The sequence below is a fragment of the Halomonas icarae genome, assembly GCF_009901955.1.
GTDB lineage: Bacteria > Pseudomonadota > Gammaproteobacteria > Pseudomonadales > Halomonadaceae > Halomonas > Halomonas icarae.
In genome coordinates, this window is sequence record NZ_WUTS01000001.1 from 934,442 (window position 1) to 953,870 (window position 19,429).

15 protein-coding genes are annotated in these 19,429 nt (G+C 67.2%); 6 read left to right on the forward strand and 9 right to left on the reverse strand.

All coding sequences use genetic code 11. The features are described 5' to 3' along the window. Positions 1–117: 117 nt before the first annotated feature. Positions 118–789 carry a TetR/AcrR family transcriptional regulator gene (locus GRB80_RS04340; RefSeq protein ID WP_161422655.1) on the forward strand — a complete coding sequence of 224 codons (672 nt, stop codon included), beginning with the start codon at positions 118–120 and terminating at the stop codon, positions 787–789. Positions 790–795: 6 nt separating this feature from the next. After that, complete coding sequence (gene hrpB / locus GRB80_RS04345; RefSeq protein WP_161422656.1) at positions 796–3,231, forward strand: ATP-dependent helicase HrpB; 2,436 nt, start codon at positions 796–798, stop codon at positions 3,229–3,231. Here hrpB and GRB80_RS04350 read toward each other — a convergent pair. The 3 genes from GRB80_RS04350 to GRB80_RS04360 form a co-directional block, all read right to left on the reverse strand. Next, positions 3,228–4,571, reverse strand: coding sequence for a DUF3999 domain-containing protein (locus GRB80_RS04350; protein WP_161422657.1), 1,344 nt, complete (start codon positions 4,569–4,571; stop codon positions 3,228–3,230). The genes hrpB and GRB80_RS04350 overlap by 4 nt on opposite strands. After that, a complete protein-coding gene (locus GRB80_RS04355) occupies positions 4,568–7,231 on the reverse strand; it encodes a DUF2339 domain-containing protein (RefSeq protein WP_161422658.1) in 2,664 nt (887 codons plus the stop codon). The genes GRB80_RS04350 and GRB80_RS04355 overlap by 4 nt, the downstream gene beginning before the upstream one ends. Positions 7,232–7,296: 65 nt before the next feature. Beyond that, a complete protein-coding gene (locus tag GRB80_RS04360) occupies positions 7,297–10,014 on the reverse strand; it encodes a cation-translocating P-type ATPase (protein WP_161422659.1) in 2,718 nt (905 codons plus the stop codon). Positions 10,015–10,201: 187 nt separating this feature from the next. Between GRB80_RS04360 and GRB80_RS04365 the strand changes: the two genes are divergently transcribed. From GRB80_RS04365 to GRB80_RS04375, 3 genes are all read left to right on the forward strand, one after another. Further along, positions 10,202–10,696 carry a YchJ family protein gene (locus GRB80_RS04365; RefSeq protein ID WP_161422660.1) on the forward strand — a complete coding sequence of 165 codons (495 nt, stop codon included), beginning with the start codon at positions 10,202–10,204 and terminating at the stop codon, positions 10,694–10,696. 91 nt (positions 10,697–10,787) lie between these two features. Continuing rightward, complete coding sequence (rluF, locus tag GRB80_RS04370) at positions 10,788–11,885, forward strand: 23S rRNA pseudouridine(2604) synthase RluF (protein WP_161422661.1); 1,098 nt, start codon at positions 10,788–10,790, stop codon at positions 11,883–11,885. Between the two features lie 29 nt (positions 11,886–11,914). Further along, positions 11,915–12,520 carry a DUF938 domain-containing protein gene (locus GRB80_RS04375; protein WP_161422662.1) on the forward strand — a complete coding sequence of 202 codons (606 nt, stop codon included), beginning with the start codon at positions 11,915–11,917 and terminating at the stop codon, positions 12,518–12,520. 139 nt (positions 12,521–12,659) lie between these two features. Here the strand turns inward: GRB80_RS04375 and GRB80_RS04380 are convergent, their stop codons facing one another. After that, positions 12,660–12,860: a hypothetical protein gene (locus GRB80_RS04380; protein WP_161422663.1), complete on the reverse strand. Its 201-nt coding sequence runs from the start codon at positions 12,858–12,860 to the stop codon at positions 12,660–12,662. Positions 12,861–13,101: 241 nt separating this feature from the next. Between GRB80_RS04380 and GRB80_RS04385 the strand changes: the two genes are divergently transcribed. Then, complete coding sequence (locus GRB80_RS04385; RefSeq protein ID WP_161422664.1) at positions 13,102–14,481, forward strand: FAD-binding oxidoreductase; 1,380 nt, start codon at positions 13,102–13,104, stop codon at positions 14,479–14,481. Positions 14,482–14,601: 120 nt separating this feature from the next. Here the strand turns inward: GRB80_RS04385 and GRB80_RS04390 are convergent, their stop codons facing one another. The 5 genes from GRB80_RS04390 to GRB80_RS04410 all read right to left on the reverse strand — a co-directional run bounded on the left by GRB80_RS04390 (position 14,602) and on the right by GRB80_RS04410 (position 19,365). Then, complete coding sequence (locus GRB80_RS04390; protein ID WP_161422665.1) at positions 14,602–15,864, reverse strand: TRAP transporter large permease; 1,263 nt, start codon at positions 15,862–15,864, stop codon at positions 14,602–14,604. Further along, a complete protein-coding gene (locus tag GRB80_RS04395; RefSeq protein WP_161422666.1) occupies positions 15,861–16,391 on the reverse strand; it encodes a TRAP transporter small permease in 531 nt (176 codons plus the stop codon). The genes GRB80_RS04390 and GRB80_RS04395 overlap by 4 nt, the downstream gene beginning before the upstream one ends. Then, the gene (locus GRB80_RS04400; protein WP_132041141.1) at positions 16,392–17,387 is read right to left on the reverse strand and encodes a TRAP transporter substrate-binding protein; all 996 of its coding nucleotides are present in this window, start codon (positions 17,385–17,387) and stop codon (positions 16,392–16,394) included. It abuts the gene before it with no gap. Positions 17,388–17,495: 108 nt separating this feature from the next. Continuing rightward, a complete protein-coding gene (gene nfo, locus GRB80_RS04405; RefSeq protein ID WP_161422667.1) occupies positions 17,496–18,347 on the reverse strand; it encodes a deoxyribonuclease IV in 852 nt (283 codons plus the stop codon). 64 nt (positions 18,348–18,411) lie between these two features. Then, positions 18,412–19,365 (reverse strand): zinc metalloprotease HtpX, encoded by a 954-nt coding sequence (locus GRB80_RS04410; protein WP_161422668.1) that lies wholly within the window; start codon positions 19,363–19,365, stop codon positions 18,412–18,414. Between the last annotated feature and the right edge of the window lie 64 nt (positions 19,366–19,429).

Sequence of the window (19,429 nt, forward strand, 5' to 3'; positions counted from 1 at the left end):
CCAGCGCCCCTTGTTTCCGATAACGGCGATATCCCTGCCGACCATCGCCACTATGGTTTGCACGCCTTGGGGGCGTGCGGCAAACTTCTGCCATTCAGACCGGCCAGGAGAGCCCCCATGACCCAGCGTGATGCTGTCGTTTCCGTTCGCACCGACAACGGCAGCGGGGCCACCCGGGAGCGCAACGAGCGCGAGATACTGGCCGCCGCCGAGCGGGTGTTCGCGGACCATGGTTACCGTGGCGCCAGCCTGGCCGAGATCGCGGCCCGGGCGGGGCTGCCCAAGTCGAACCTCCTCTACTACATGGGCAGCAAGCGTGGCCTCTATGTGCGTCTGCTGGAGCGGATGATGGCGCGCTGGAATGCGCTGCTCGACGAGATCTCCGTGGATGACGACCCGGCCGAGGTACTGGAGGCCTTTATCCGCAGCAAGATGCAGCTCTCTCGGCGACACCCCGAGGGGTCGCGACTGTTTGCCGCCGAGATTCTGGCCGGCGCCCCCTTCCTCCAGGAGTATCTGCGTGGTGACCTGCGGGACTGGGTAGAGGCCCGCGCGGCGATCTTTCGCCAATGGGCCGAGCGCGGGCTGATGGACCCGGTCGACCCGGTCTGGCTGATCTTCCTGATCTGGTCGGCGACACAGCACTACGCCGACTTCGAGGCCCAGGTGGTCGGCATCACCGACCGGGAGTCGCTCAGCGACAGCGATGTCGAGAGCATCACCACCTTCCTGACCCGGGTGATCCTCAAGGGCTGTGGTGTTGAAGTACGTGCCAAGACGGAGCGCTGACACGTCATGACCCTCCCCATCGACGCTCGCCTCGACGCTATCCATGCGGCGCTGGCCGACCACTCCCGTGCGCTGCTGGTGGCCGAACCCGGTGCCGGCAAGACCACCCGGGTGCCGCTCTCCCTGCTCGATGCCCCCTGGGCCCGAGAAGGCCGCCTGCTGCTGCTCGAGCCGCGACGAGTGGCGGCACGACTGGCCGCTGGCTTCATGGCCGATCAACTCGGTGAACGGCTCGGGGAGACGGTGGGCTACCGGATGCGCGGCGAGAGCCGGGTGGGCCCCGCCACGCGTCTGGAGGTGGTGACCCAGGGGGTGCTCACCCGGATGCTGCAGGAGGACCCCCTGCTCGAGGGCGTGGCCGGCATCCTCTTCGATGAATTTCATGAACGTAGCCTGGAGGCGGATCTGGGCCTCGCCCTGGCCCTGGACGCCCAGACGGTACGTGATGACCTGCGCCTGCTGGTGATGTCGGCCACCCTGGATGTCGAAGCCCTGCTCGGTGTTCTGGGTCAGGAGACGCCGGTGATCGAGTGTCCCGGTCGAACCTTTCTGGTCGAGACCCGCTATCGAACGCTCAATGCCCGCCAGGAGCTGCCTGCCCAACAGGCCAGGGCACTGCTCGACGCCATGGCCGAGCAACAGGGGGACGCCCTGGTGATCCTGCCCGGGGTGGCGGAGATTCGTCGCCTGGCGGCGGAACTGGCCAGCCGTGCCCCCGAGCTGCTTGCCCTGGAGCTCCACGGACGCCTGCCTCTCGACGCCCAGCGCCGCGCCCTGCGCCCCGACCCCGAGGGGCGCCGCCGGGTGGTGCTGGCCACCGCCATCGCCGAGTCCAGCGTCACCGTGGATGGCGTGCGCCTGGTGGTGGATGCCGGTCGCGAACGGGTACCGGTGTTCCAGCCGCGCAGCGGCCTGACCCGGCTGGAGACCCGGCGAGTCAACCGTGCCAGCGCCGACCAGCGACGCGGGCGTGCCGGCAGGCAGGGGCCGGGGCTCTGCGTCCGACTGTGGGCCGAGGAGCAGCCGCTGATCGCCCATGGAGAGCCGGAGATTCGTCAGGCCGACCTGGCACCGCTGGCCTTCGAGCTGGCGCGCTGGGGTATCACCGACGCACACCAGCTGGCCTGGGCGACGCCGCCACCGGCCGGGCCCCTGGCCGCCGGTCGCGACCTGCTGCGCCGCCTCGGGCTGGTGGATGATGCCGACCACCTCACCGAGCTTGGGCGAGGTGCATCGCGCTGGCCCACGCATCCTCGCCTGGCGGCGATGCTGGAGCGTGCCGGCGAGCGCCGGGCTTCCGCACTGGCCTGTGCCCTGGTGGCACTGCTCGAGGAGCGCGGGGTCGACCAGGAGCGTGACCTGGAGCGCCTGCTGCAGGCCCGGCTGGGCGCGCCTCGGTCGCACCGCCAGTGGCATCGCGACGCCGAGCGTCTGGCCCGCATCGCCGGGGTGGCACTCGAGGTCTCCGACCCGAGCCCACTCGGGGAGCTGCTGGCCATCGCCTACCCGGAGCGTATCGCCCAGCGCCTCGAGTCGCCGGGGCGTTTCCGCCTCGCCGGCGGTGGGCACGCCACCCTGCCCGAGGGCCATCCCCTGGCACACACCGAGCTGCTGGTGGCCGCCGAGCTCTCCGGTGAGGCCAGCGGCGCGCGTATCTTTCGCGCCGTGGCGCTGTCTCGCGAGCGCCTGGAGGCGCTCTATCCCGAGTGTGCCGAGTGGCGCACGCGTCTCGAGTGGTCCGACGAGCAGGGTGGGCTGACGGGGGAGGAGGTGCGCGGCCTGGGGGCCGTGGTGCTCGAGCGACGTGCCCTTCAGGCGTTGCCGCCGGGGGCGGTGCGCCAGGCTCTGCTCGATGCCCTGCGCCGCCGCGGGCTCCCGGACAGCGAGGCGCTGACCCAACTGCGGGGCCGGCTGGCGCTGCTGCACCGCACCCTGGGCGACGCGTGGCCGGAGGTGTCCGATGAGGCGCTGCTCGAGGGGCTCGACGACTGGCTGGGGCCCCACCTCGACGGCATTCGTCGGCTGGACGCCGTGGAGCGCCTGCCGCTGGGGCGTCTGCTGCTGGATAGCCTCGACTGGCCACTGCGAGGACGTCTCGATGAGCTCGTCCCGGAGCGCCTGACGGTGCCCAGCGGTGCTACCCACCGGGTCGACTACGCGCCCTGCCTGACGGGCAAGCCACCGGTGCTGGCGGTAAAGCTGCAGGAGTGCTTCGGCTGGCACGTCTCGCCGCGGGTCGCCGAAGGGCGCGAGGCGGTACTGTTGCATCTGCTCTCGCCGGCGCGTCGGCCGTTGCAGGTCACCGCCGACCTGGCCAGCTTCTGGGCAGGGGGCTATGCGCAGGTGCGTCGCGAGATGCGAGGTAGGTACCCCAAACACCCCTGGCCCGAGGATCCCATGGCCGCCGAGGCCTCCGCCCGTACCAAGAGGCCTCGGGTCTAGTCGTTGCGACGCAACAGATGCAGCGCGAAGCCTCCAACCAGTAGCGTGCCGGCGACCAGTACGCCCCACAGCAGCCAACGGGTCCAGTCTCGAGGCGGTATCAGGGCGGCCTCGCCGCCAAGGGAGTACCGCTTGCCCAGGCTGACGGTGGCCGGCTGCCACCCATCTCCATGACGCGCCCGCAGCGAATCCAGCACTGGTGCCAGCATCCCCTCCACGCGATATTCTCGTGCGCTGCCGGCGACGAGCCGCCAGGGGGCCTCACCCTCAGCCAGGAACACCACCTGCTCAGGGGTGTAGCCAAGCCGTAGCTGTGGTGGCGAACCGGGGTGAGGGGCATCGGTCAGCAGCCGCCAGTGGCGGTCGCGGATCTTGAGGTGCAGTGTCCGGGGCGGGGAACGCAGTTCGCCCGTTGGCGGCTCGAGGTGATACCCGGTCCAGTGGGGGGTGGTCGCCCTCCAGGGCGCCTTGGGTGATTCGCGACTCTCCAGCCGCCAGCGGGCGTTATAGGGCGTATCGTTCTCCACATCTGCGAGGCTTATCGGCGGCCGTCCGGGCAGTCGGTAATGGAACTCATCGGCGGCGACCCGCTCTCCGTCGAGGTTCACCCACTCCAAGGCCACGGCCTCCCGAGGCCCGGGCACCACCGCCTGAATGTCGACGATAGAGATCGCTGGTTGGCCCGGCAGCGGACGCAGGCGCAGGAATGGCGCCGAGGTGTCGGCCAGTTCGAGACGTCGGCGTACCAGGCGATCGCCGTCATGCGAGATATCCAGTAGCCGCCCCCTGGCCAGTACGGGGCGCCAAGTTTCAAGGTCATCACTCGCCTCTACGCGATAGAGGCTGTCCACAGGGACGCCAGAGGCCCAGCTCAGTGACAGGGCGGAAACGTTATCCTCCAGGCCGCTCAGGTCGACCAGGGCGGCGCTTCGGGGACTCGTCTCCTCTCCCTTTTCTTCCTTGTTCGCCGTGCCGCGGCTCTCGATCCGGCGCAACCGCCCCAAGGCGTCGGTCTCGCCGATCAATTCCCAATAGGCGGTATCGCTTGGGGGTGCCGGTAGCGGAAACCAGGGAACCCCTTGGGCGCGCTCACTTGATATCGGGGTGGGGAGCTTCTGCAGCAGGGTGGGAACGGCTTGCCCGCGGGCGTCGACCACCTGAAGGTCAACCAGCGTCGGGGTATGCAGACTACGGTAGACCTCCGGGGGCAGGGTCAGGCGATAGGCCGCCGCGGGCGACTCGACCTGGAGGGGCCAGGCGTGCTGCCAGTTTACTTCCAGCGCTTCCGCCACGGCCAGGCCTGGCCATAGCAGCAGTGCCCATATGCCGATGCACCTCATGGTGTTTTCTCCTGCCGTCGCGGCGGTGCCGGGGCGAAGTAACCCACGCCGATACAGAGAAGCCCATAGCCGATAAAGGAAGCGATACCCAGCAGGTTGCCCAGGTGTTGGCGATCCACCACCACCAGCTTGACCAGTACCACCGCCATCAACAGCGCGGAGAGTCGCCATAGGGTGCGCTGCCGGCGCCGCGAGCCCAGCACCCAGCCGGCCACTCCCAGCAGGCTCCAGAGCAGTGTCAGGCCAGTCTGCACCAGACCAAGCTCCAGCATCGCCGGCGACCAGGGGGCGCCGCCTGCCAGGTGAGCGCCGCGCAGCAGCTCAACGGTGAGCAGGATGAAGGCCATGGACCCCAGAAGAACCGGTGCCAGGCGTGCCGGTGCCGCCGGCCAGAATCCACCACGCCATAGCTGCCAGGCGAGCAGCAGGGCAGCCCACTGCACCAGAGCGAGTGGGTTGGCGAATGGCAACCAGGGCAGCGGGGAGGGGGTGCCGGGGCGCAGCAGCAACACCACCCAGGCGAGCACCAGCATCAGCAGTACCCCGGCCGACAGGGAGCCACGCCACGCCATTGCCGGTTCGCTCAGAGGGCGTAGCAACCAGCCGGGGTGGTGGCGTAGCAGCGCGGCAAGCGCCAGCCAGGGTAGCGTGGCGGCAGCAAGCTGCCAGGCGGGTGCGAGGGGGAGGGGCAGCGGTTGGAGCAACAGGGTGCTGAGGAAGAGCGGGGCGCACCACAGCCAGGCGCCCTGGGCCCAGGCCACGGGCTGGAGAGGCTCTCCGTTGAGTGCTGTGGTGTGGCGTGCGAGTCCTTGAAGCTGTCGATAACCGAATGCCATCACCAGGGCCCAGCCCCAGGGGGCGAGAGGACCGGTGACATGAGGAGCCAGCAGGATCCGCTCGAGCGCCCCGGCGAGTGACAGGGCCGACAGCAACAGTCCGCCGGCGATACACCAGGCCAGCGGTGCGGCCGGTCGACGGCGATAGCGCTCCGCCAGGGCGAGTCCGGTGAGCGCCAGCAGCGCCAGGCGCCAGTCGTCCGTCAGGTTCGGTGGAGCGAAGTGCTCGATCTCACGGTTGACGATGCCGAGCCACCAGGCCAGTCCCCAGGCCAGGTCACCCAATGCCCAGCGGGGCTGGCCGGTGCGCCACAGCAGCTCGGCGCTGACCAGGCCCGCGGCGGCAATTAGTCCGCCTGCCATGAAGGCAGCATTGGCCAATGGCGTGCTCGTGGTCCCGGCCAGGAGTAGGCTGCCGAGCAGCGTAATGCCGGCGATCAACTGCAGTGCCAGGCCCGCGAGGCGAGGAAGTAGGCGGCTCTGGCGGAGTGCCAGCCATATCAGGGCGACCCCCTCCATGGCGAGGAGCCCGGCGCTGACCCTGGCCGAGAGCGCCAGCGGGATGGCCAGGGTGGCGAAGCCCAGCGCCAGGGCGGCGTGGGACTCGCCGAGCAGCCGAGTGGGGGCGCGGCGGGTGAGTCCTGCGGCGAAGAGGGCGTAGAGCAGGGCCACTCCCAGGGCACACAGGGCCAGTGGGAACCGGCTCCCCTCGAGAAGTGCCGCCTGCAGGCCGAATGCCAGCAGTGGGGTGCCGAAGACCAGGCTTCCATTGACTCTCCTGGCCCCCCGGCCCGGCGATGCCGCTTCCTCCTCACCGCAGCCATGAAGATCACGGCGAGCATGGAGGATCGGAATCATCAGGTAGAGCAGAAAGAATATCCCCAGAAAAGGCTGAGCCACGGCAAAGTGGCGGGGCGTGTACTCCAGCACTCCCCAGGCAGTGGCGATAGCAAAGGTGGCAACGAAGCCCAGCATATCGAGCAGCCGCCAGTGGCGCACCCAGGCGATGGCAAAGATGCCGAGGTTGAGCAGGGCGTAGTAGCCGAACAGCACCAGTGGGTCACCGGGGCTTCGGGTAAGCCATAGCGGGGCCAGGAAACCCGCCAGGCTGCCGAGCACCGCCAACGCCTGGGTATTTTGCACTGCACCCAGCACGCCTAGCCCCGCCACCAGCGCCACGCTGAGGGCGAAGGCCAGCGGCAGAGGCAGTAGCTCAAAGCGCTGGGCGGCGGCGAAGATGACCATCAATAGCACGCCGATGGCACCGCCCTGAAGGCTCAGCGCGAACACCCGTCTTGCTCGGCGTTGCCGCCAGCCGACACCCAGGGCGGCTACCGCCAGGAGGGTGATGCCGGCCAGGCGCAGCTCGACGGAGAGGGTCAGCCACCCCTGAGTCGAGGCGTGTCGGATCAGCGCTGCAAGCCCTGCAAACAGCACCAGGATGCCAATCTTGACCGGCAGGTTGCCCTCGTTGAGCCAGCGCCCGAGCTTGCCACGCACCTCGGCGAGGCGATGTATGACCCTGTCAGGCCAGCTAGCCTGCTGGCTTGCACCACGGCCGGGGTCGGGTGCGTTGCTCTCTTGCCAGGCGTCCGCCGGGGGGGGAGTCTTCTCGGCCGGCCTCATCGTGCCTGGGTGGGACGGCGTGGCGAGAGGCTCTGCCCTGGCGCTCTCGACGAGGGTGTCGTCGGCGGTGAGGCGCGCCAGCGCCGTCTCCAGGTCGGTCACCCTTCGCGTCAACCGGGTGAGGCGCACCATGGCGACGATGGCCATCAGGCTCGGCAGCACCAGCAGGATCAACAGTAGGGTCGTCAGTAGCGGCATGGATTCTCCCCGGAGACTTCACAGCATGGGCGAGACGCGCCCGGTTGTCGTTTGTTGCTCTGGGCTCAGCGGCGCCGCCTCAGCACCCACTTCTCGGCTTCGATCACCAGATAGAGGCCGATGCTGACCGCAAGGATCGCCATCCAGTGGGACGGGGCGAGTCCCTCGGCACCGAACACCAGCTGCATGACAGGCAGGTAGGTCCAAACCAGCTGCAACGCTACCACGGCCACGATGGAGCCCCACACCGGCCGGCTGCCGAAGATACCACCGAGGCTGAGGGTGCTGCCGATCAGGAAGCGGCTATTGATCAGGTAGGCGGCGCTGCCCATCACCAGCATGTTGACGGCTCCCGCCCGTGCCAGTTCGATGCTGCCGCCCTGGGCGTTGAGAATCCACGAGAAGACCCCGAACACGCCGAGCAGCAGCAACAGGGAGACAAAGCCCACCCGCCACAGCAGGAAGAGGTCGAGCAGGGCGGCGTCCGGTTTGCGTGGGCGGCGCCTCATCAGGTTGTGCTCACCCTTCTCGAAGGCCAGCGCCAGGCCCAGGGTCACGGCCACCACCATATTGACCCACAGCGCCTGAACCGGCGTGACCGGTAGCTGAGTGCCGGCTACTACGGCCAGCAGGATGGCCAGCCCCTGGGCGCCATTGGCGGGCAGCAGATAGGTGATGGTCTTGCGGATATTGTCGTAGACCTTGCGGCCCTCGCGGATGGCCCCGACGATGGTGGCGAAGTTGTCGTCGGCCAGCACCATCTCCGCGGCCTCCTTGGCGGCCTCGGTGCCCTGGATGCCCATGGCAACGCCCACATCGGCGCGCTTGAGCGCCGGGCCATCATTGACCCCATCACCGGTCATGGCACAGATGCCGCCATGCGCCTGCATCGCCCGAACCAGGCGCAGCTTGTGCTCGGGCGACGCTCGGGCGAACACATCCACCTCGAGGACCACCTCGCGAAGCTCGGCATCGGACATCGCTTCGATCTCGCGGCCGCGTATCGCGCGCTCGGTATGGGCAAAGCCCAGCTGGCGGGCGATGGCCAGGGCGGTAACCGCGTGGTCGCCGGTGATCATCACCGGACGGATGCCGGCGGCCAGGCACTCCCGCACCGCCGTGATGGCCTCGTCGCGAGGTGGATCGAGCAGTCCCACCAGCCCCAGCAGTATCAGGTCGTCCTCAGCGTGGTGATCCTCCAGCGCCTGAACCTCCTGGAGTGGCTTCTCGCCCAGGGCCAGGACTCGAAGGCCCTGGGCCGACAGCGCGTGGATACGTGTTTCCCACTGCTGGCGCTCGATCGCCATCTCCCCGCCATCTTCGCGACGCACCCGAGTGCATCGCTCCAGCAGGCGGTCGGGCGCCCCCTTGATCAGCAGAACCTGCTGCCTCTCCCGTTCATGCAGGGTGGCCATGGACTTGCGCCTGGAGTCGAAGGGGATGGTGTCCAGGCGGGGGTGCTCACCTCGCAGGGAGCGTGTCGCGATTCCCGCCTTGGCCGCCGCCACCACCAGGGCACCCTCCGTGGGGTCGCCGTGGATCACCCACTGCTCCTGCTCATGGGCCAGCTCGGCATCGTTGCAGAGTACGCCGACCTCGAGGAAGTGGTGCAGGGCGCGATGCGCCTCGGTTACCAGAGGGGGCGAATGCGAGTTGTCGTCGGCATCCAGCGCGTGGAAGTCGCCGTCGGGGGCGAAGCCGGTGCCGGTGATATGGATCTCTCCCTCCGGCAGCCAGATCGCCCTGGCGGTCATCTCGTTGCGGGTCAGGGTGCCGGTCTTGTCGGTGAAGATGGTGGAGATCGAGCCGAGGGTCTCCACCGCCGGCAGGCGCCGAATAATGGCATTCTGTCGAGCCATGGCCTGCACCCCCAGGGCCAGGCCGATGGTGACGATGGCCGGCATGCCTTCGGGGATGGCCGCCACGGCGAGCCCCACCGCCGCCATGAACATGTCGCCGACGGGCTTGTCGTGAACGAGCACCCCGAAGACGGCGGTGAGCACGGCGATGGTCACGATGACCAGGGCCAGGATGCGACCGGCCCGGTCGATCTGGCGCAGTAGCGGCGTCTTGAGCTGTTCCACGCCGCGCAACATCTCGGAGATGCGGCCGATCTCGGTGCGGATGCCGGTCTCCACGACCAGCCCGCGAGCGGTACCCTGGACCACCAGGGTGCCGGCATAGGCCATGCCGGTGCGATCGCCAAGGTCTGTGTCATCCGCCACCGCTGCGGTAGCCTTCTCCACCGCGGTGGACTCCCCGGTCAGGGAGGCCTCGTCGGTACGCAGGCGCTTGGCCTCCAGCAGGCGCAGGTCGGCCGGCACGCGATCACCGCCCTCCAGCATGACCACATCGCCCGGCACCAGCGCCTCGGCATCGATCGTCTGGCGCTTGCCGTTACGCAGCACCCTGGCCTGGGGCGAGAGCATATCGCGAATGCTCTCCAGGGCCTGCTCGGCCTTGCCCTCCTGAAGGAAACCGATTAGGGCGATGATCAGCACCACGCCGAAGATGGCGATGGCATCCAGAGTATGGCCAAGCCCCAGGCTCGCCACGCCGGCGCCGATCAGCACCAGCATCAGGGTATTGTTGAGCTGCTCCAGGAGTCGCTTCCACCAGGGACGGCCCTCGGCCCGCTGAAGCAGGTTGGGGCCGAAGCGCGCCAGACGAGCTCGGGCCTCGGCCTCGCTCAGCCCGTGACGATCGGCCTCGAGGTGCTCGAGGGCCTGCTGTTCGGACTGGGCGTGCCAGGCGACTCTCTTCCAGGGGCGGGGCTCAGACATCCAGTAACCTCCAGCGGCGGCGCAATGTATTCCAGATGTAACACACTCGATGTTGCAGTGCCGTAATGCAGGACAAGTTATCGGTTCAAGTGGTTGGTCTCGAGACGAGAAGGGTGCCGGCACTGCCGGTCGAGCCGTCTGCCGACCCTTGGTAAGATGGTGGACTGCCAAGCTCACAGGAGCCTCCATGCCGAGCCCCTCAACTACTAGTCCTCGTGTCTGTCCTAGTGCCTGTCCTTGTGCCTGCCCTTGTGATAGTGGCAAGCCGCTGGACGCGTGCTGTGGCCGCTACCATGCCGGGGAGCCTGCCCCCACGCCCGAGGCGCTGATGCGTTCGCGCTACAGCGCCTTTGCGTTGAACCTTACCGACTATCTGCTCACGAGCTGGCATCCCGACACCCGCCCCGTGTCGTTGACGGCGGATGACACCACCCACTGGCTTCGGCTGCAGGTGGTGAGCAGCGGCGAGCAGGGGGATGAAGGCTGGGTGACGTTTCGTGCCACCTTCCGGGAGGGCCACCAATACGGGGTGCTCGAAGAGGCGTCACGGTTCCGCCGGGAGGCGGGCCACTGGCGCTACCTGGATGGACAGCCGACGGTGTCGCGCCTGAAGCCCGGGCGCAACGAGGCCTGCCTCTGCGGCAGCGGGCGCAAGTTCAAGCGCTGCTGTGCCCTGGGCTAGCCCCTCCTATGGCTGGCCGTCCTCCGGATGAGCCCTTAGACTGGCCGGCCGCCGCCTCAACACTCTTCACTCCTGCGATCGGATATCTCCCATGGCCCAGACCCTCTCGAAACGAATCAACAAGTACATCAGCGAAAGCGGCATGTGCTCGCGGCGAGAGGCCGACAGGTACATCGAGCAGGGCAATGTGCGCATCGATGGCAGGCGAGCCACCCCCGGCGACCGTGTCGCCCCCGGCAGCGTGGTCAAGGTGAATGGCCAGGTCGTCGAGCCCCTGGCGCTGGAGGAGGAGGATCTGGTCTTCATCGCCCTCAACAAGCCGGTAGGCATCGTCAGCACCACCGACCCGGACGAGAAGGCCAATATCGTCGACTTCGTCAAGCACGGCACCCGAATCTTTCCCATCGGCCGTCTCGACAAGGACTCCCAGGGGCTGATCTTCCTGACCAACAACGGCGACCTGGTCAACCGCATCCTGCGCGCCAGCAACAATCACGAAAAGGAGTACCTGGTCACCGTCAACAAGCCGGTGACCGACGAGTTTCTCGCCGGCATGGCCGGTGGTGTGCCGATCCTCGGTGAGGTCACCAAGAAGTGCCGGGTGGTCAGGGAGTCGCGCTTCGTCTTCAATATCACCCTGGTGCAGGGGCTCAACCGCCAGATTCGCCGGATGTGCGAGGTATTCGGCTACGAGGTGGTGAAGCTGGAGCGCATCCGCATCATGAATGTGTCGCTCAAGGGGCTGGCCAACGGTGACTGGCGTGATCTGACTCCGGACGAGGTGTCGACGATCCTCGCCATGACCGAAGACTCCGCCTCGGAAGCCGGCGAGCCCGCGCGTCGCAAGACCCGGCGCAAGGGGGCGAGCGGTAGCAAGGCCCGTGGCGGCAGCTCAGCGGGCAGGTCGGCGGGAAAGCCGGCAGGCAAGGCGGGAACACGCCAGAAACGCACGCCGCGTGGCGCTGACGGGGCCAGCTCTCGCACTGGAAAACCCGACGCAGGAAAACCGAGTTCCGGCAAGCCCGGCAAACGCAAGGTGACGGGCAAGGGCGCGGCAGCCGGCAAGGGGTTTGCCGGGAAGCCAGCCGGCCCCAAGAAGCCGGGAGCCAAGCCGAAGGGCGGCCGCCCCTCCGGCTCCCGCGCCAAGGCGATGGCCCCGGGCGGCAAGCCCCGTGGCAGGAACAAGTAGCGCTTCGCTCCAGATAAAGAGAGACCGTCATGACCGACTCCCGTCGATACAGCCCCGCCGCGGCGCGCAATCGTCAGCCGATTTTCGAGGTGCTTCAGGCCGCGTTGCCCGAGCGTGCACGGGTGCTGGAGCTGGCCAGTGGCAGCGGTGAGCATGCCGTGCACTGCGCCACCGCCATGCCCCAGTGGGTATGGCAACCGAGTGACCCGACCCCCGAGGCGCTGGCCTCCATCGCCGCCTGGCGTGAGCAGACGGGCCAGGCCAACCTGCTCGAGCCGGTGCGGCTCGACGCCACCGATAAGCAAAGCTGGCCGATGGGGCCCTTCGAGGCGATCGTTGCGATCAACCTGATCCATATCTCGCCCTGGGCGGTGAGCGAGGCGCTGATGGCGCGCGCCGGTGAGCGACTCGTCTCCGGCGGCGTGCTCTATCTCTATGGCCCCTATCGACGCGCTGGCGAACACACGGCACCCAGCAACGCCGCCTTCGATGCCGACCTTCGACGGCGCGACCCACGCTGGGGGGTGCGGGATCTCGAGGAGGTGGTCGCCGAGGCCGAGCGTCATGGCCTCAGGCTCGAGCGCACGCTGCAGATGCCCGCCAATAATCTTAGCGTGGTACTCGTTCGCGACTAGGCTCTGTCCGAAAACTGGCTGCGCTCGGCTATACGGCGTTAAAAGTCGACTCAAAGTACTCATTTACACTCCGTAAACTCCGTCTTTTCGCCGGTTTTTGCCTTGTCTAACCTTCGCTCGCCGACTTTTCAGCCAAAGCCTAGCGAGCCTCGGGGATTTCCCCGGGCTCACGGTAGCGGGGAGGTGTGTTCACGCGCTCCTCCCGGCTGAGGGTCTCATCCTCGGCGGGCACCCCCCATACCGTCTCCCTGTGCCCATCGTCGAAGGTGTAGGTGGTGCAGCCGGCAAGCAGCAGAGTGCCCAGCAGGGTGGCAGCCAGAAGTAAGCGTGTCGTCAGCATGGGGGCATCCAGTTGTTGTCGAGCAGCGCCCAGGACGAGCGCCGGGCAGGAACCCCAACGCTACCCTGTCTGGCGATACCTGGGAAGTGTCTGACCTGCCTCGGAGCCATTGCGCTCTCGCCACCGGCATGGCGTCAATTTCTACGTGGCGGCAGCGAGTTGCGGGACTTGAGTCGGACAGTGGCGGCGAGTAATCTCGCCGAACTTAGCATGACCTCAAGTCAACACAGGATCGAAACACATGGACCAACTGCTCGAAAGCCTGACGGAAATTCTGGGACCGGAAAATGTGCTGACAGGCGAGGCCGTGCTGGAACGCTCCGCCGACTGGTTCAGCTCGATGCCCTGCGAGGCAGCCGCCATCGTACGCCCGGCCACCACCGAGCAGTTGAGTCAGATCATGACGCTCTGTCACAAGGCACGCCAGCCAGTAGTGACTCATGGTGGCGTGACCGGCGTGGTCCATGGGGCCGTCGCCAGTGCCAACGAGCTGGTGATCTCGCTGGAGCGCATGACGGCCATCGAAGAGGTGGATGCGGTGGGCGGCACCATGACGGTACAGGCCGGCATCCCCTTGCAGAGCGTGCAGGAGGCCGCCGCCGAGATCGACATGCAGTTTCCGCTGGATCTCGGGGCCCGTGGCTCCTGCACCATCGGCGGCAATATCGCGACCAACGCCGGCGGTGTGCAGGTGATTCGCTACGGCATGATGCGCCAGCAGGTGCTCGGCCTCGAGGCGGTGCTGGCGGACGGCCGGGTGGTCAGCTCCATGAACAGGATGCTGAAGAACAATGCCGGCTATGACCTGAAGCAGCTGTTTATCGGCAGTGAGGGCACCCTGGGCATCGTTACCCGTGCCGTGCTCAGGCTGCAGCCACGGTTGCCCAGCGAGCAGTGCGCCATGGTCGCGGTCCCCACCTTCGACGCCCTGACCACACTACTCGACCTGACGTCGAGGCGCCTCGACCTGAGCGCCTTCGAGGCGCTGTGGAACAGTCACTATCGGTTGATGACCGAGGAGAGCGGTGCTCATAGGGCGCCCCTGCCGGTCGATTCGCCCTTCTATGCGATCATCGAGACCCAGGGGGTGGATCGGGAGCACGATGCCGAACGCTTTCAGGCGCTTCTCGAGCAGGCGTTCGAAGAGGGGCTGATCAGCGATGCCGTGCTGGCCAGTTCCGAGGCCCAGCGTCAGGAGCTATGGGCGATACGGGAGAATATCGAGGTGCTGATCCGTGCCCTGGGTCCGATGTTCTCCTTCGATGTCAGCCTGCCGATTCCCGCCATGGCGTCCTATGTGGCCGACCTGGAGCGGCAGCTGGCACAGGCGTTCCCCGAAGCGGGCCGACTGGTCACCTTCGGCCATCTGGGGGACGGTAACCTGCATATCATGGTGACCGTGGGCGATGCCGGCAGGGAGAGCCGTTATGCGGTCGAGAAGCTGGTGTATCAGCCCCTGGCCGAGATCGGCGGCTCCATCTCGGCCGAACATGGCATCGGGATGGAGAAGCGTGACTATCTCTATCTGAGCCGCAATGAGGATGAGATCGAGGTGATGAAGATGCTCAAGAAGGCGCTCGACCCCAAGGGGCTGCTCAACCCGGGCAAGGTGCTGCCTTGATCACTGCCGGAACGGGTGGTCGGGCCCGGAGATAGCGAGAAGGGCCTGAGACGCTTCTAGAGCGATGAGCGATGCCGCCTGACCCGGCGGCATCGCGGTTTCAGGCCTTCACGAATCTGCCTAGCTGCCCGACCAGCCGGCCAGGATCGGCACGTAGACCACCAGCAGCAGCACCGCGATCAGCCCCAGCAGATAGGGGAGGATCGCTCGGGTGATGCGCTCCAGCGGCAGCTGGGTCACCGACGAGGCCACATAGAGATTGATCGCCACCGGCGGGGTGATCATGCCGATCGCCAGGCCCACCACGATGATCAACCCGAAGTGGATGGGATCGATGCCCAGCTGGGTGACCAGCGGCAGCAATACCGGCGTCAGAATGATCAGCGCGCTGGCGGTCTCGATAAAGACACCGGTGAGCAGGATCACCGCCACCACCAGCAGCATGATCACCAGCGGGTTGGTGGAGAGCGAGAGCACCGCCTGGGCGATGGCGCCGGGCACCTGCCAGCTCGACAGGGTCCAGCTGAGTACCGCCGAGGTGGCGATCACCAGCATGATCACCGAGGTGGTGATGGCCGAGCGGATCAGGATACGGTAGACATCCTTGAGCCCCAGGTCGCGATAGACGAACAGCGACACCAGCAGCGCGTAGTTGACCGCGATCACCGCCGCCTCGCTGGGGGTAAAGACCCCCGAGAAGATCCCGCCGAGGATGATCACCGGGGTCATCAATCCCCAGCTGGCACTCTTGAAGGTACGCCAGATGGTGGCCGCCGACAGGGCGGTGCCACGCGGGTAGTTGCGACGATAGGCCTGCACGATGGCAATCGCGGAGAGCCCGAGGCCCATGGCAATGCCCGGCAGAATGCCGCTCAGGAACAGGGTCGACACCGACTGCTGGGCGATCACCGCATAGATGATCATCGGCACCGAGGGCGGGATCACCACCCCGATGGTGCCGCTGGCGGCGATCAGGCTGGCGGCCGAGGCGGGCTCGTAGCCCTTCTTGCGCAGCTCCGGCACCAGACTCGAGCCCACCGCGGCGGTGGTGGCGGCGCCGGAACCCGAGATGGCGGCGAAGAACATCCCGGCGCCTACCGAGACGATCGACAGCCCACCCTTCAGAAAGCCGAACAGCGAATCGGCGAAGTCGACCAGCTTCTCGCTGACCTTGCCCTGGGCCATCAGGTCGCCGGCCAGGATAAACATCGGTACCGCGACCAGGGCGAAGGAGTTGATGCCCTGGAACATCTGCTGGGTGACCACCATCAGCGGCACGCCCTGGGCGTTGAGCGCCACCAGGGTGCTGGCACCGATGGCCAGGGCGATGGGCACCCCCAGCAGCATGAAGAGCAGAAACAGCAGGAGGAGCAGGGCGGTCATGGTGCCTCCTCATCGTCGCTGGAGGGGGCGGCGTCACCGTTCAGGGCCAGGGTGGCGATATCCACCAGGGCATACCAGGCCATGATCGCCGCCGAGAGAGGAATCACGGCGTAGATCCAGGTCATGGAGACCCGCAGCGAGGCCGACTTCTGGAAGCTCTGGACCTGCATGTACTCCCAGCCGATCACGACCAGGGCGAGCAGAAAACCCAGTGCCACGAGCAGGGCGGCGATGCGTGCCAGACGTCGGGGCAGGCCGGGGAGGGCCTCGACCACGAAGGTCACCGCGATATGACGTCCGCGGCGGAACGCCAGGGTGCCCGCCAGGAAGGTGATCCAGACCAGCAGGAAGCGGGCCACCTCCTCGGTCCAGCCCACCGCGGTGAAGAGCACGCGCGACAGGATCTGCAGGGTGATCACACCGATCAACGCCGCCATCGCCGTGAAGACCACGGGTGCGATGACGGCGTCGAGGGCGCGCTCACTCCACTGCAGCGGTCGCAGCAGGGAATGGGCGAGGGAAGGCACTTACTTCAGGGCCTCCTGGATACGCGGCAGGTAGTCACCGAACTGCTCGCCATACTGCTCATAGACCGGGGTCACGGCCTGCTGGAAGGCGGCGATATCGGGCTCCTCGACGATCTGCATGCCCGCCTCACGCAGCGCTGCCAGCTGTTCGGCCTCCATCTCGGCGTTGACCCGTCGCTCATGCTCGGCGGCTTCCTGAGCGGCCTGCTCGATCACCGACTGGGCGGCCTCCGGCAGCTTGTTCCAGGCCGGCATGCCCATCACGAAGAGCGCCGGGGCATAGGTATGGCGAGACAGCGTCATGTGATCCTGGGTCTCATGAAGCTTGAAGGAGTGGATCACGTTGACCGGGTTCTCCTGGCCGTCGATGGTGCCCTGCTGCATGGCGGTCAGGGCCTCGGTCCAGGCCATGGGCACGGCGTTGGCACCCAGCTCGCGGAAGGTGTCGACGTAGACAGGGTTCTCCATCACGCGGATGCGCAGGCCGTCGATATCCTCGGGGCTCTCCACGGCGCGCTCGCTGTTGGTCAGGTTGCGAAAGCCGCGCTCGGCATAGGCCAGGCCCTTGAGGTTGACCTCGGAGAGTCGGTCCAGCAGCTCCTGGCCGATCTCGCCGTCGAGCACCTCATAGGCCGCCTCGGGGCTGGGAAACAGGAAGGGCAGCTCGAAGACCGCCATCTCCTCCAGGAAGTTGGCCACCGGCCCGTTGGTGATCACGCCCATGTCGACGGTGCCGATCTGCATGCCCTCGAGCAGGGTGCGCTCGTCGCCCAGGGTGGCGTTGGGGTAGAGCTCGATATCCAGCTTGCCGCCGGTGCGCTCCTCCACCAGCTCCTCGAACTTCATGGCGGCGAGGTGGAAGCCATCCTGCTCATTGACCACATGGGCCAGGCGCAGGGTCATCGGGTCCATGTCGGCGAACTCGTCGGCCTGGGCGCCGGCGGCCATGGCCAGGGAGACGGAGAGTGCCAGCGTGCTGCGGATAAAGCCGTTCATTATCGGTTTCCTTATTGGGGTCAGCGTGTTGCGAAATCCAGCGGCAAGAGCATGCACTGCCCTTGGGAGGCTGGTCAATTTCATTCGGGCGGGGTTGCCTGGCATCGGCTACGACAGGGGAGCGGCCTGGGCACGCAGCCAGGCGATCTCCTCGGCCCAGATGGCGGGCTCGATGGTCTCCAGCACCAGCGGCATATTGTCGGTGCGCGGATCCTGCATCAGGGCGGTGAAGCAGTCGCTGCCGATATTGCCCTGGCCGAGGCTGTGGTGACGGTCGACCCGGCTGCCGAACTCGCTCTTGGCATCGTTGAGATGCATGCCCTTGAGGTACTCGATGCCCACCACGGCATCGAACTCGTCGAGCATCGCCACGCTGGCTGCCCGAGTGCGCAGCTCGTACCCGGCGGCGAAGGCGTGGCAGGTATCGATGCAGACCCCGACCCGTGTCTTGTCCTCCACCTGCTCGATGATCTCGGCGAGATGCTCGAAGCGCCACCCCAGGTTACTGCCCTGTCCGGCGGTATTCTCGAGCACCGCGGTGACGCCACGGGTCTGGGCGAGCGTCTCGTTGAGCGATTCGGCGATGCGCGCCAGGCAGTCGCTTTCGCTGATCTTGCGCAGATGGCTGCCCGGATGGAAGTTGAGGCGGTCGATGCCGAGCTGCTCGCAGCGTTGCAGTTCATCGAGAAACGCCGCCCGTGACTTGGCCAGTCCCTCGGCCTCCGGGTGACCCAGATTGATCAGATAGCTGTCATGGGGAAGGATCTGGCCGGGTCCGAAGCCATGGCGCCGGCAGGCGCTGCGAAAGGCCTCGATCACCTCGTCGGTGAGGGGCTTGGCCCGCCACTGGCGCTGGTTCTTGGTGAAAAGCGCGAAGGCGTTGGCGCCGATCTCCACGGCGCGTTCCACCGCCTTGTCGACACCACCGGCGGCGCTGACATGGGCTCCGATAAATTTCACTGCTCTCTCCCTGTAACGGTTTGATGTCGCGGCATTGTAGGCGTCCAGGGCGGGACGGCAACTCTCAACGGCGCCGTCCCAGCCAGTAACGATGGCCGCGTCGTTCGGGGCGAGCCTCCACCAGCGGTTCACGAGGGCGATAGGGTCGCCCTGAGGGCGGCCTGGGGCCCTGGCGTTCGGCCAGCGCCATCAGGCGTTGGATCCGCTCGCCGGTAGGCGGGTGGGTCTGCAGGTAACGCAGCCAGCCCGGCAGCTGCCGGCGACCGAACAGGGTCGTCAGCCAGATGCCGTTGCGCCGTTCCAGAAGAGAGAGTGCCTCGGCCAGTGCCTTCGGGTCGCGGGTCAGTGCCGCCGCCTCCAGGTCCGCGGTGAACTCGCGGTTGCGCGACAGGGCCAGCTGCAGCAGGGAGCTGGCCAGAGGCGCCAGGCCGACCGCGAGCAGCTCGAGCCAGGGCATGCGGATCTCGCCGGCCATGACCATCGGCAGCAGGGCAATCAGCGCCAGCTGCACCAGCATGGCCCCCCACACGGTGAGTCGCGTCATGGTGGCGGCCATGGACATCACCCGGGTATCACCGTGGCGCAGATGGCTGACCTCATGGGCCAGCACGCCGGCCAGCTGACGCAGGGGCAGGCTGTGCAGCAGGCCTTCGGTGATCGCGATGCCACCGTCCCGGGCATCGCCCACGGCGAAGGCGTTGAGGTCCGCGGAGGGAACATAGAAGAGCCAGGGTGGCTGGGAGATCCCCGCGCGCCGGTAGAGCAGCTCCATCACCCGGTAGAGCTGCGGCGCCTGATGTCGGTGCAGCGCCCCGGCGCCACTGCGTGCCAGCACCAGCCTGGCCGGAATTCGCCCCCCGAGGTAGAGGGTCAGCATCACCAGGCCGAAGACCCACAGCACGCCCACGGGGCCCGCCAGCAGCCAGGCCGGCATGGCGAGCAGTATCGACATGCCGGCCAGGATCAGCAGGTGCTGGCAGGTGTTATGCAGCCGCTGGGCGGTGAGGCGAGAGCGCATGGCGAATCTCCTGTTGGAGGCCATAGGGAAGGCCTGGCGGACCCGTGGTAACCCTGGCCGCTGA